12 protein-coding genes are annotated in these 11,642 nt (G+C 43.6%); 5 read left to right on the forward strand and 7 right to left on the reverse strand.

Features of this window, described 5'->3' with window-relative positions; genetic code table 11:
- Positions 1-64: 64 nt before the first annotated feature.
- Positions 65-697 carry an outer membrane beta-barrel protein gene (locus ACQEXU_RS01230; RefSeq protein WP_427009348.1) on the forward strand — a complete coding sequence of 211 codons (633 nt, stop codon included), beginning with the start codon at positions 65-67 and terminating at the stop codon, positions 695-697.
- A gap of 61 nt (positions 698-758) precedes the next feature.
- Here the strand turns inward: ACQEXU_RS01230 and ACQEXU_RS01235 are convergent, their stop codons facing one another.
- The 7 genes from ACQEXU_RS01235 to pspF all read right to left on the reverse strand — a co-directional run bounded on the left by ACQEXU_RS01235 (position 759) and on the right by pspF (position 8,886).
- A complete protein-coding gene (locus ACQEXU_RS01235) occupies positions 759-1,949 on the reverse strand; it encodes an amino acid aminotransferase (protein WP_427009349.1) in 1,191 nt (396 codons plus the stop codon).
- A 552-nt stretch (positions 1,950-2,501) separates the two neighbouring features.
- A complete protein-coding gene (locus ACQEXU_RS01240) occupies positions 2,502-3,287 on the reverse strand; it encodes an ATP-binding cassette domain-containing protein (protein WP_427009350.1) in 786 nt (261 codons plus the stop codon).
- Positions 3,284-4,279, reverse strand: a complete 996-nt coding sequence (locus ACQEXU_RS01245; protein WP_367986694.1) for an oligopeptide/dipeptide ABC transporter ATP-binding protein — start codon at positions 4,277-4,279, stop codon at positions 3,284-3,286. Before ACQEXU_RS01245 ends, ACQEXU_RS01240 begins: the two co-directional genes overlap by 4 nt.
- Positions 4,279-5,166, reverse strand: a complete 888-nt coding sequence (locus ACQEXU_RS01250) for an ABC transporter permease subunit (protein WP_427009351.1) — start codon at positions 5,164-5,166, stop codon at positions 4,279-4,281. The genes ACQEXU_RS01245 and ACQEXU_RS01250 overlap by 1 nt, the downstream gene beginning before the upstream one ends.
- On the reverse strand, positions 5,153-6,115 hold the full coding sequence (locus tag ACQEXU_RS01255) for an ABC transporter permease (RefSeq protein ID WP_367986692.1): 963 nt from the start codon (positions 6,113-6,115) through the stop codon (positions 5,153-5,155). Before ACQEXU_RS01255 ends, ACQEXU_RS01250 begins: the two co-directional genes overlap by 14 nt.
- Entirely contained in the window at positions 6,116-7,735 is a 1,620-nt protein-coding gene (sapA, locus tag ACQEXU_RS01260; protein WP_367986691.1) for an ABC transporter substrate-binding protein SapA, read from the reverse strand.
- A gap of 158 nt (positions 7,736-7,893) precedes the next feature.
- Entirely contained in the window at positions 7,894-8,886 is a 993-nt protein-coding gene (gene pspF / locus ACQEXU_RS01265) for a phage shock protein operon transcriptional activator (protein WP_427009352.1), read from the reverse strand.
- Between the two features lie 191 nt (positions 8,887-9,077).
- On the opposite strand from pspF, the gene pspA reads away from it, so the two are divergent.
- From pspA to ACQEXU_RS01285, 4 genes are all read left to right on the forward strand, one after another.
- Positions 9,078-9,746 carry a phage shock protein PspA gene (gene pspA / locus ACQEXU_RS01270; RefSeq protein ID WP_367986689.1) on the forward strand — a complete coding sequence of 223 codons (669 nt, stop codon included), beginning with the start codon at positions 9,078-9,080 and terminating at the stop codon, positions 9,744-9,746.
- Positions 9,747-9,864: 118 nt separating this feature from the next.
- Positions 9,865-10,095, forward strand: a complete 231-nt coding sequence (pspB, locus tag ACQEXU_RS01275; RefSeq protein WP_367986688.1) for an envelope stress response membrane protein PspB — start codon at positions 9,865-9,867, stop codon at positions 10,093-10,095.
- Positions 10,088-10,477, forward strand: coding sequence for an envelope stress response membrane protein PspC (gene pspC, locus ACQEXU_RS01280; protein WP_367986687.1), 390 nt, complete (start codon positions 10,088-10,090; stop codon positions 10,475-10,477). Before pspB ends, pspC begins: the two co-directional genes overlap by 8 nt.
- A gap of 133 nt (positions 10,478-10,610) precedes the next feature.
- On the forward strand, positions 10,611-11,642 hold the full coding sequence (locus ACQEXU_RS01285; protein ID WP_427009353.1) for an efflux RND transporter periplasmic adaptor subunit: 1,032 nt from the start codon (positions 10,611-10,613) through the stop codon (positions 11,640-11,642).

The raw sequence follows: 11,642 nt of genomic DNA on the forward strand, positions 1-11,642 counted from the left end.
TGTGAATAGATTTAGTAAAAATCACCACGATTACCATTTTCAAGGAATGAGACGGAGTATTCGAATGAGAATAAGTTCAGCTTGGGTGATGGCCACCGCTCTTTGTTTGCCCTCTAGTGTAGTGATGGCAGACTCTTCCACTACCAATAACATTGAATATGAGTATATTCATGCAGATCTGAGTTCAGGGTCTTTGAATGAAAACTTGGGCGAAAACAATAATGTTACGACGTTGACCATTGGTGGGAATTATTTGTTTACCGATCATTGGGTTGCATCATTGGACTACTCCGCTAGGTTTATACATCCTGCTAATACGACGACAGAAATATACAGCCTTATGCCTGGAATTGGTTATCGCTATGCTTTGATTGAGGATTTAGATATGCTCGCTCAAGCGAGTGTCGGTTATATTCGTGCTCGTACTACGAATGATATTACGGATGAAACCCTAAAGAGTGATACAGAACTTCGCTACGGTACAAGTTTAACGCTAAGTTATGCTCTGAATGAGAATTGGCAAGCTTCAGTGATTGGGGAGCTAACACGAAGCGATATTTTGGATGAAAACCTGCTGACATTAAGGGGGGACTACAAACTCTCCAAACGTTTTATGTTAGGCGGTTTTTATACCCATCGTGATACGGGGGAAAGTACCACGAATGAAGGTGGTATTTCGGTTCGATTTGCTTATTAAGCTAATTTCCTATCAATAAAAAAAGCCAGCGATACGCTGGCTTTTTTAGTGAACAATATGTTTATAGGACCGCAGCGATCCCTTTACATAATGGGCCCATATTATTGCGTGTCATGCCTGCAACACTAATACGACCGGAGCCGACGATGTAAATCGCAAACTCTTCTTTAAGACGGTTTACCTGCTCTTTAGAAAGACCAGAGAAAGAGAACATGCCGTTTTGGCGTTCGATAAAGCTAAAGTCTGCTTCAACACCTTCTGATTTTAGCGTTGTGACAAATAGCTCTCGCATCTCTTGAATACGATCACGCATTTCAGCAACTTCTGCTTCCCATTCTGCACGAAGTTCAGCGTTGTTTAGAATGTGAGTGACAACTGCACTGCCGTGAGCTGGTGGGTTAGAGTAGATAGAACGGATGATCGCTTTCACCTGAGAAAATGCCGTTGCTGCAACTTCAGTTGATTCAGCTACAAGGGTAAAAGCACCAACACGCTCGTTGTATAGGCCAAAGTTCTTAGAGAAAGAGCTAGCAACTAGGATCTCTTTGTTGTATTTCGCGAAAGTACGAAGGCCTGCTGCGTCTTCTTCTACGCCCTTAGCAAAACCTTGATATGCAAAATCGAATAAAGGAAGCAGCTTTTTCTCAGCAACCAGCTTAGCCAGAGTTTCCCATTCTTCTGCCGTTGGGTCGATACCAGTAGGGTTGTGACAGCAGCCATGTAGCAATACCACATCACCTTCGCTTGCCTTTTCCAGATCAGAAAGCATCGCAGCAAAATCTTTATCTTTGCTTTCTGCGTTGTAGTAGCTGTATTGAGCCGTTTCGATACCAGCAGCGGTGAATACACCGTTATGGTTTGCCCAAGTTGGATTACTGATCCAGATTTTAGCATTGCCGAGCTGACGCTTAATAAACTCACCCGCTACACGTAATGCACCAGTACCACCTGGCGCTTGAGCTGTTTTAGCTCGCTGCTCTGCTACGATCGCCGCGTCTTCTCCAAAAAGAAGTTTTTGTACAGCAAGACCATATTCAGCAGTACCTTCGATTGTTAGGTATGACTTAGTCTTTTCCGTTTCAATCAGAGCTGCTTCTGCTTTCTTTACTGTCGCTAAAACAGGGGTTTCACCTTGTTCATTTTTGTAAATTCCAACGCCTAGGTTGATTTTCTCTGCACGAGCGTCTTTTTTAAACTCTTCTGTTAGGCCGAGAATAGGGTCAGCGGGAGCCGCAACTACTTTTTCAAACATAATCGTCATCCATGTTAATCGAAGGGGAAAGTATCTCGTTCTTTTATACCTTTGTGTGAAGGGATAAACAACAATTTGTGAAAAGAAAATGGAAAAATAGTGCGATTCTGGTTGCTAGAATCGCCTACCTTAATTTTGTGTATGAAAAGTATCAAGATTTAATAGGTTTATTGGAACTAAATCGAAAAGGTGTTCAAATTGACACCAGTATCGATTTAAGGTTATTTACGTATCGATATCTCGCTTAAATCGCCTTGATATCACGGCCAATAGCTACAAGTTTTACACTGGTTTCTGGTTCAATTGTGCAGTTCTCACTGTGAAGAGCTATGCTTTTAGGCTTTTCGTCGCCAAACGTTGGTTTGTACATCTATTTTTGGCACTCAGGTGTCATGAACTATTATTAAAGCGATTCAACTCGCAAATAATGGGGCCAGTTTACTCTTAACGGAGGAGGTAAGTTTATCTATTTAAGATATTCGTTACGAGATTGATGAGAAGTGCAAGAATTAAAAGCACACGCTAAGAAAGAGTGTGCTTTATTCTATTGGCTTATTTAAAGCAGTGCGCTTTATTGAAGTGACTTTCGATCATGCGTTGCGTGATCGGGTGTTCCGGGCTCGTAAGAACTTGCTGAGTATCTCCAAATTCAACGACTTCGCCCTCATGCATCACCATGACTTGGTCGGTAATATGTTTCACAACACCAATATGTTGAGATACGTAAATGAACGAAACCCCCATTTCTTCTTGCAGTTCGAGAAATAGGTTGATGATTTGCGAGCGCATTGCCATATCGAGACCATTCAAGGCTTCATCTGCCACAATAATCGATGGTTGAAGGATCAAGGCACGAGCCAGACAAACACGTTGTTTTTGGCCTGTTGCTAACATTTGAGGGTAGAAATACGCGTGCTCGGGAAGCAAACCAACACGTAAAAGGGTCTCTTTTACACGTCGTACCCGTGCCTCTGGTGGCATATTAGTATTTCGTTTTAATGGTCCTTCGAGGATACGCCCAATTTGGATCCTTGGATTTAATGAGGTATTAGGATCCTGAAAAATCATCCGGATTAACTTACAGCGCGTTTCGTAATCTTTGTGCGCAAGCAGTTCACCATTGACGCGAATTTCACCTGATGTAGGCTCAACAACCCCAGCTAACATACGAGCGAGTGTGGATTTACCAGAACCATTTTGACCAATAAATCCGATGGTTTGTCCGGCTTCTAGGCTGAAGCTAACCGGCTTAACAGCATGTTGCACTTTTTTATGCAATAAGCCGAAACGCGTTACAAAGTCTTTGGATAGATCGTTGACCTCTAACAGCGCACTCATGATTTCTTCTCCATATTCAGCGGGAAGTGACAGGCGAATTTATGGTTCTTTACGCGCTGTGTCATTGGTATTTCAACACATTGACGTTGTGCGTATGGGCAGCGTGGACCTAAGCGGCAGCCGATTGGTAAGTGCTGCAAGGGTGGAATCGAACCCGGTAAAGACTGGAGTTTTTCTTTATGTGGTATCCAGTCGGCAAAATCTGGCATCGCTTTTAGCAGGGCATTTGTGTATGGGTGTTTTGGTGCCTTAAGGATTTTCTGAGTATCGGCAGATTCAACCGATTGTCCGCAATACATAACCGTAATACGAGTGGCCCATTGTGTAATCGTGGTTAAGTCATGGCCGATCAGCATAATGGTTGTGTTATGTACCTGATTCATGCGGCTGAGCAGACGTAATATTTGCGACTGGGTGATAGGATCCAAATCATTCGTTGGTTCATCAGCAATAAGAAGCTTGGGTTTTGCTGCGATGGCCATTGCAATCATTACTTTTTGACACTCACCATCAGTAAGCTCGTAAGGGTAACAGCTCATCAAGCCTTTATGATCCTTGATGCCTACTTTATGCAGCAACGCAATGGCTTGTTTTTTACGCCATTTAAATCTCTCGAACCACTTACCTTCAAAAGAATGGGAAGGAATGGATTCAATCAACTGTTTTCCGACTTCCTCAGAAGGGTCGAGACAGGTGGAGGGTTCTTGAAAGATCATTGCAATGTCGCGTGCAATCACTCGACGTCTTTCGCGAGGGGTGAGTTGCAGCAAATCGATGTTACCTAGTCTCATGCGATCGGCGGTGACTTTCCAATTATCTTTACATACACCAACGATCGCTTTGGCGACCAAGCTCTTTCCTGAACCAGATTCACCAACTAGGCCACGTATTTCACCTTCATTCATGGTGAGACTCATACGGTCGACGGCTTTCATCATTCCTTGAGGAGTTTCGATCTCAATGGTCAAATGTCGAATATCTAACAGAGGCATTATTCGATCCCCGCATTGAGTGCTTGGCGAACACCTTCACCAACAAGGTTAATGACGATTACAGTAAACATGATTGCGAGCCCGGGCAGAGTTACTGTCCATGGCGCGAGATAAATTAGTTCAACAGAATCACCTAAAATAGCTCCCCATTCAGAGCTTGGAGCTTGCGCACCTAAGCCAAGAAATCCTAGTGCAGTGATATCTAAAATAGCAATAGAGAGAGCCAGTGTGACTTCTGCTGCGATCACCACAAGGATGTTCGGCAAAATGGAGTTCCAAAGCAGGTAAAAGTCATTGGCCCCATCGAGTCTAGCAGCCATGATGTAGTCTTTTTCTACTTCGGTATGCACCGCGATATAGACTGAGCGAATAAAGCGTGGAATAAGTGCAAGGCATATCGCCAGTAAGATATTGAATTCACCGAAGCCAAGAAAAGCGACAAATATAATGGCTAACAACAGTGAAGGAATAGACATGACTGTATCGAGTAAGTGGTTCAATGTACTTGAAATTAACCCCTTGGTCATGCCAGCTAAAATACCAATGAAGCAGCCTACAGTCGTTGCAATTAGTGTAATTAAAACGGCTGCACCAAATGTCAATTGCGTTCCTGCAATTAATCTTGAAAGAATATCTCGGCCTAAGTCGTCGGTGCCTAGAAAGAATTCAACGGTGCCGGCTGGGTTCCAAGATGGTGGCACCAATAACTCCCCAGTTTGTGCTTGAGGGTCGTGCGGTGTAATCCAAGGCGATGCAAGGGTGATCAAGATGATCAGTGCAAGGCACCAGAGCCCAAACATAGCAAGGCTGTTTGAACGAAAGCTGCGAGAAAAACGCTCAAACTGCGTTGGGATGCTTTCTTCTTGATAAACGTTATTTGTTAGCATACCACTCTTTCCTTACTAACGGATTTATCATCGCACCGATAAGATCCGACAGAATATTCGCGGTTAACACGAATGTTGCCACTACGATGACGCCGGCTTGGATTGAGACATAATCTTGGTTAGATAGAGCATCTAATAGCCACCGGCCAATACCAGGCCAGTTAAAAATAGATTCGGTAATAATTGTTAGGGTTAGCATACTTGATAGTTGAACCCCAATTTTTGGAATGATCGGTGGAATCGCATTGCGCAGTACGTGCTGGGTGACGATTTCGTGGGTCGTTAAACCTTTAATGCGAGCTGCGCGAATGTAGTTTTGTCCCATGACTTCAGACACTGAGGTTCGCATAAGCCCGATAACTTGCGTTGTCGGTGCTAGCGCCAAAACTAAGCACGGTAAGATCAAGTGTTCAATAACACTTTGAAGCGCATGTGCACGATAGGCGCTTTCTGAAAAGAAAGCGTCGATAAGCGCAAAACCAGTGACGTGGTCAATTTGATAAAGCAAATCGTAGCGCCCCGACACAGGAAAAACTTCATAGTGCAGCGAGAACGCCATGATCATGAGCAGTGCGACCCAAAAGAGTGGGGCAGAGTATCCCGACATCGAAGTGAATGAAATAATCGTGTCTGTCCATTTGCCTTGCTTCATACCTGCCAAAGTTCCTAGTGGGATCCCAATCAGCAATGAAAAAATAAAAGCAATTAAGCAAAGCTCTAATGTTGCTGGGAAAACCACTTTCAGCTCATCAATGATTGGCACGCCAGCTTTGTTCAAGCCGAAATTGAAATGAGTGAGTTCACCCACATAGGTTGTCCATCCTGCCCAAAAGTTTTGGATTGCCCATGGTGATGAAGGATCAAGGCGTAGTAAGCTAAATCCGACGATGGTCAGGATGAGTAGTGTGATAATGAACAGATTAAGCCGTCGAATGGTATACAAAAACATTTATCGCAACCTCTCAACTTGATCAAATGGCTGGGTGTTAAACGGGCTCATTTTGAATCCAGTTAGTGAGTCGTCATAAGCTTGGAATTGCATCCCATGGTTTAGTGGGATAACTGGAAACTCTTCGTTTAATACATTCTGTGCCTGACGATATAAATTCAATCTGTATCTTGGCTTCTCAACCTCTAATGCCAGATCCAACAAGAAGTCAAAATCGGGATTACACCAGCTGGATACATTAAGGCCTGCTCGCTCCGAATCACATGACAGTAGCGGGCGGAAAAAGTTGTCGGGGTCGGCGGTGTCTGCAATCCAACCAGTTAGAAACAGATCGATATTGGCATTGGCGTCCACCTGTGTGCGATCGAATCGGTCATCTGTAAACAGATTTAGGGTGATACCGATATCCGCTAAGTTAGATTGGATAAGTTCAGCCGTTTTCCGTGGGCTAGGGTTGTAGGCTCTTGGTTCAAGAGGAACCGACATATTGAGTTCTAGTCCTTTATCAAACCCCGCTTCTTTTAGAAGTGCGATAGCATAGTTTCGATCGTAGCGAATTTGCACCGTATCTTTTTGGTAAGCCCAAGAACTCGGCGGGAGAACCGAATACGCCTGACTCCCGGTTCCGTAATACACGGAATCTAGGATGTTTTGGCGGTTGATAGCAAAGTTCAATGCTTTTCGTACCCTAGGATCATTGAGGGCTGGATGAGAAGTGTTGACGGCGATAAAAGAAATATTCATCGCGGGCTTTGCCACTAAATTGATGTGTTCTTGGTCTTCAATTATAGGGATTTGGCTCGAAAGAGGTGAACTTAATACGTCACACTCTTTACGAAGTAGTTTAGCCAGTGTGCCGGTTCCACGGTGGGAAATATCGAAAACAACTTGGCTCATTTTAGCTTCGCCTTTCCAATAGTTCTGATGACGTTTTAAGCGAATAAAATCGTTAACTTGGTACTCAGACAAATAAAATGGCCCAGTGCCAATGGGGAAGCTATCGAGTTGTCCTTTTTCGTCTTTATGCTCTAGTTCTGTTGCATATTCTTTGGAGTGGATCACCGCGTAGCTGGTGGCAATATTAGCGAGAAACGTATTGTCTGGCCGAGCTAACGTAAACTTCACCTGATGTTCGCCAATGGCCTGCACATCGACTAATAGATTCTGAAAATCAATCCCATCAAACCAAGGGTACATGCCTCCACCGACATAATGGAATGGGTTTGAACTGTCGATGATTCGGCGAAAACTAAACACCACATCTTGAGCATTCAAAGGACGAGTGGGCGTAAACCAAGGTGTTGACTGAAACTGTACATTTTCCCTAAGCGTGAAGGTATATTCGGTCGCTTGCTTATTGACTGACCAGCTTTGCGCGAGATTACCTACCGGTTGGAAGGTGTCAGGATCGAGTGTGAGCAGAGTATCAAAAATCTGCGGGCTAAGAGCTTCAGATGTAATGCCGCTGTCAACCAGTTGTGGGTTGAGTGAGGTTGGCCCTCCTTGCCCACAATAAACAAAGCCACTTTGGCGAATTTTGCTGTGATCTATTTCTTCGCCGCAGCCTGTTAATAGGCTAAAGCTAAATAGTCCCAATGTCAGTTGTATCAAAGCTCTCATAGACAGAATACTTTTGAGAAACGAAGCATAATAAAACTTCCCATTATGCCTCAAGATCTCAATAATTTACCATTTTTTATTTACTCAAACCAACTAATCGATTCGACAACGATCAGTTCACTTTTATTGCTATTAGGAGGTCGGTTAAACATCGTTCGTTAATCGGCTTTAGTGAGGTCGTATTTTCTCACCATTCCTCTTAACTGATGGTAGCTTAAGCCGAGGAGTTCAGCTGCTTTCCTCTGGTTAAACTTTGCTTCTTCAAGCGCGGCTTCGAGTAATTTAATGTCTTGTTGTTCTTGCCATTGTTTGTAATCCATTGGAAATTCCAACGGTACGTTGTCCGTTGCTTGCTTCTCAGCCGATTGAGAAGAAGTGTCCATCCATCCGGTCAAAAATGGGTCAAAAATCAGTGCTTCGATAGGGCTATCTTGAATGCCGTGCTGGTAAACTGCACGTTCAATGACGTTTTTGAGCTCACGAACATTACCCGGCCATGAATAGGACAATAAGCTCTGCTTGGCATGCTCTGAAAAACCAACGAAGTACTCAAAGTTCAATTCGCGGCACATTTTAATTGCGTAGTATTCAGCAAGTAGCATAATGTCTTCTTTTCTTTCTCTCAGTGGTGGCAGGTGGACGACATCAAATGCTAAGCGATCGAGTAGATCCGCTCTAAACGCGCCAGTTGCGGCCATGTCAGGTAAGTTAGCGTTCGTTGCACAAATTAAACGGACGTTAGCGTTCAGTAATTCATGTCCACCTACACGTTCGTATTGCCCATATTCGATGACACGCAGTAGCTTTTCCTGAACAAGTAAGGGAGCCGTTGCTAGTTCATCAAGGAACAATGTTCCGTTCTCAGCGCGTTCGAAGCGCCCTTTATGCCGTCCTTTTGAGCCAGTAAATGAACCAGATTCATGGCCAAACAGTTCCGAGTCAATTAAGCCTTCACTTAACGTAGAGCAATTTAAGGAGACTAAGGGCTGATCCCAGCGCTTGGATAAATAATGTAGCCGCTGTGCTATCAACTCTTTCCCTGTACCTCGTTCGCCAATAATTAAAATAGGGCGGTCGATGGCAGCGAGCTTCGAGACTTTATCAAGGACCGCAAGAAAAGCGGGAGATTCACCGATTAGATTCTGTTGCATGCTCTTCCTTACTTAGCTTGGTTAAATTTACCTATAATCGGTCAAATTCATCATACTCTGAGGTGGCTTTCAAGAGGCTATATTTTAACTTGTTGAAAGTAAAAGATAAAAAACTTGGCACGCATCTTGGTATATCAATAGCAACGGTTGAGCAATTTAAGCTCAGTATCAAAGTAAACAAGGAGATCACCATGGGTATCTTTTCTCGATTCGCAGACATTGTTAATTCAAATATTTCCGCTCTTCTCGACAAAGCGGAAGACCCAGAAAAAATGATTCGCCTAATCATCCAAGAAATGGAAGACACTTTGGTCGAAGTTCGTACTAATTCAGCAAAAGCGATTGCTGACAAAAAAGAATTGGCACGAAAAGTTGAGGCGATTGACGCTCAAATTAGCGACTGGCAGGAAAAAGCCACGTTAGCGCTAACAAAGCAAAGAGAAGATTTAGCTCGCTCAGCACTTATTGAAAAGCAAAAACTTCAAGATGTACTGAAAGGGTTACATACAGAGCAAACATTGGTTGAAGAGACCATTGACAAGCTAACGGGTGAAATCAGCAAGCTTGAAAGCAAAATCACTGAAACGCGAGCAAAACAGCAAGCACTGGCAATTCGAGGTCAAGCTGCGTCAAATCGTCGTGATGTGCAAAAGCATCTGCACACCGCTCGCACCAATGAAGCGATGGCAAAGTTTGATCAATATTCACGCAAAATTGATGAACTTGAAGCCGAAGCCGATCTTTACGCGAAAACAGGTAATGGTAAGTCACTGGATCAAGAGTTCGCAGAACTTCAAGCTCAAGATGAAATTGAGCAAGAACTTGCTAAGTTAAAGCAACAAATGGAAGAAAAGAAGTAAGCCATTTAAATCATAAATAAAATTGGGCGGGTATAAGGCTTCACTGTATTGACCTCATTGCACTGGTGTTATGTGGTAAAGTGACCAGACCTTTCCGCCCTTACTACAGGAGTTGCTTATGTCATTCTGGATTTCAGGTCCTTTGATTGTCTTTCTTATCTTTGTCGCGCCGCTTTGGCTTATCTTGCATTATCGCAGTAAACGCAAAACAAGCAGTGGACTATCGAGTGAAGATTATGAACGCCTACAATCATTATCGGATAAAGCTGAGTCTATGCAGCAAAGGGTTGATACGTTAGAGCGCATTCTGGACTCAGAGTCCCCAAACTGGAGGCAACGTTATGAGTAGTAAAGAGCTCTATCGTGATACCGTGAATGGGAAAATCACCGGAGTTTGTGCTGGGCTTGCCAATTATTTTGGTGCTGAAGTATGGTTAATCCGTATTTTGGTGATCTCTGCAGCGTTGTTAGGTGGTAGCTTTCTCGTATTACTGGCGTATGTGGCGATGACGTTGATGATCGAAAAGCAGCCAGCAAATTACGGTGAAACACTCAAGAGTAAGCAAGAACATAAGCTAAAAGCGAAGCCATGGCAGCAAGGGCAGTCACCAGAAGTGTTACTCAATACCTTGGAGAAAGACTTCAATGGTATTGAGAGTAAATTGCGTAATATCGAAGCTTATGTGACATCAGATGCATTTAAGGTCAATCGTGAATTTCGTAACCTATGATGCAGAATTGAGAGAAGGAGCTAAACCTTCTCTCATATCAACCGGTATAACAAAACTTTATAGCCTATCTACTAGTATCCCATACGTCATTCATCTATCTTAGTACTCATCTATAGCTAATGGATGAAAGACCATGCGAAAACACCTCTTGTTTCTTGCAGTGGCCGCCACATTAAGCGGTTGTGGTAAGGAACTTCCTCCGGTCCCTGAACCAGACTCCAGACCGGCTAAGTTATTTACGGTTTCTGTAGGCAATTCTCAATTTGAAAGACAATTTCCAGCCACCTCAGAAGCAGGTGATAAAGCCGTTTTAGCGTTTCGTGTACCAGGGCAATTACAATCGATAGATGTTGTCGCCGGACAACTGGTTACAAAGGGTGATGTATTAGCGCGCCTCAACCCGGATGAATACACACTGCTTGCCCAACAAGCTGAAGCTCAATTTAAATTGGCTGATGTGCAATACCAACGCTACAAAAAGCTGCGTAAAGATAAAGTGGTTTCAGAGCAAGACTTTGATCAAGCGAAAGCCAATCATAACTCTGCGAAAGCAACGTTAGATCAAGCTAATGCAAACTTGAGCTATACACGATTAGTTGCGCCTTATGATGGGACGATTTCACTGATCCCTGCCGAAAATCATGAATTTGTTGCTGCTAAAAAAGGGGTCATGAATATCCAAACCAATCAGTTGATGAAGGTTATTTTTCAGCTACCAGATCATCTGCTGTCTAAATTCGCTTCTGGTGCAGAACCTGTAGCAACAATGATTTTCGATGCATTTCCGAACAATCAATACGCCTTAACATTCCAAGAAATAGACACAGAGGCGGATCCTAAAACCGGCTCGTATAAAGTGACGATGATTATGGAGCGTCCCGCTGACGTGGGTATCCTGCCGGGAATGTCGGGACAAGTTAATGTTGTTTCTGCCTCTACAGGCGCAACGACCATTCCTCAGTCAGCTTTGTTTAAAGATGGCGAACAAACGAATGTTTGGCGTGTTAACGAGCAAGGCATTGTTGAAAAGGCGACGATTGAACTCAATGAACGCCGTCAGGTTGTTTCGGGTTTAGAAAATGGTGATCAGATCATCATTTCTGGTGTCAGTGGCATTGAACCGGGCATCAAAGTGCGCGAATGGATCAAAGAGCGGGGCCTGTAA

The organism is Vibrio sp. TRT 21S02 (genome assembly GCF_050113675.1).
In the GTDB taxonomy this organism is placed as follows: domain Bacteria; phylum Pseudomonadota; class Gammaproteobacteria; order Enterobacterales; family Vibrionaceae; genus Vibrio.

What these genes read in the sequence shown, in the direction of transcription:
- ACQEXU_RS01255 (WP_367986692.1), bottom strand. Translation starts at nt 6,115, where the DNA reads ATGTTTTTGTATACCATTCGACGGCTTAATCTGTTCATTATCACACTA.
- ACQEXU_RS01245 (WP_367986694.1), bottom strand. Translation starts at nt 4,279, where the DNA reads ATGCCTCTGTTAGATATTCGACATTTGACCATTGAGATCGAAACTCCT.
- pspF (WP_427009352.1), bottom strand. Translation starts at nt 8,886, where the DNA reads ATGCAACAGAATCTAATCGGTGAATCTCCCGCTTTTCTTGCGGTCCTT.
- sapA (WP_367986691.1), bottom strand. Translation starts at nt 7,735, where the DNA reads ATGAGAGCTTTGATACAACTGACATTGGGACTATTTAGCTTTAGCCTA.
- pspC (WP_367986687.1), top strand. Translation starts at nt 10,088, where the DNA reads ATGAGTAGTAAAGAGCTCTATCGTGATACCGTGAATGGGAAAATCACC.
- ACQEXU_RS01230 (WP_427009348.1), top strand. Translation starts at nt 65, where the DNA reads ATGAGAATAAGTTCAGCTTGGGTGATGGCCACCGCTCTTTGTTTGCCC.
- pspB (WP_367986688.1), top strand. Translation starts at nt 9,865, where the DNA reads ATGTCATTCTGGATTTCAGGTCCTTTGATTGTCTTTCTTATCTTTGTC.
- ACQEXU_RS01240 (WP_427009350.1), bottom strand. Translation starts at nt 3,287, where the DNA reads ATGAGTGCGCTGTTAGAGGTCAACGATCTATCCAAAGACTTTGTAACG.
- ACQEXU_RS01250 (WP_427009351.1), bottom strand. Translation starts at nt 5,166, where the DNA reads ATGCTAACAAATAACGTTTATCAAGAAGAAAGCATCCCAACGCAGTTT.
- pspA (WP_367986689.1), top strand. Translation starts at nt 9,078, where the DNA reads ATGGGTATCTTTTCTCGATTCGCAGACATTGTTAATTCAAATATTTCC.
- ACQEXU_RS01235 (WP_427009349.1), bottom strand. Translation starts at nt 1,949, where the DNA reads ATGTTTGAAAAAGTAGTTGCGGCTCCCGCTGACCCTATTCTCGGCCTA.
- ACQEXU_RS01285 (WP_427009353.1), top strand. Translation starts at nt 10,611, where the DNA reads ATGCGAAAACACCTCTTGTTTCTTGCAGTGGCCGCCACATTAAGCGGT.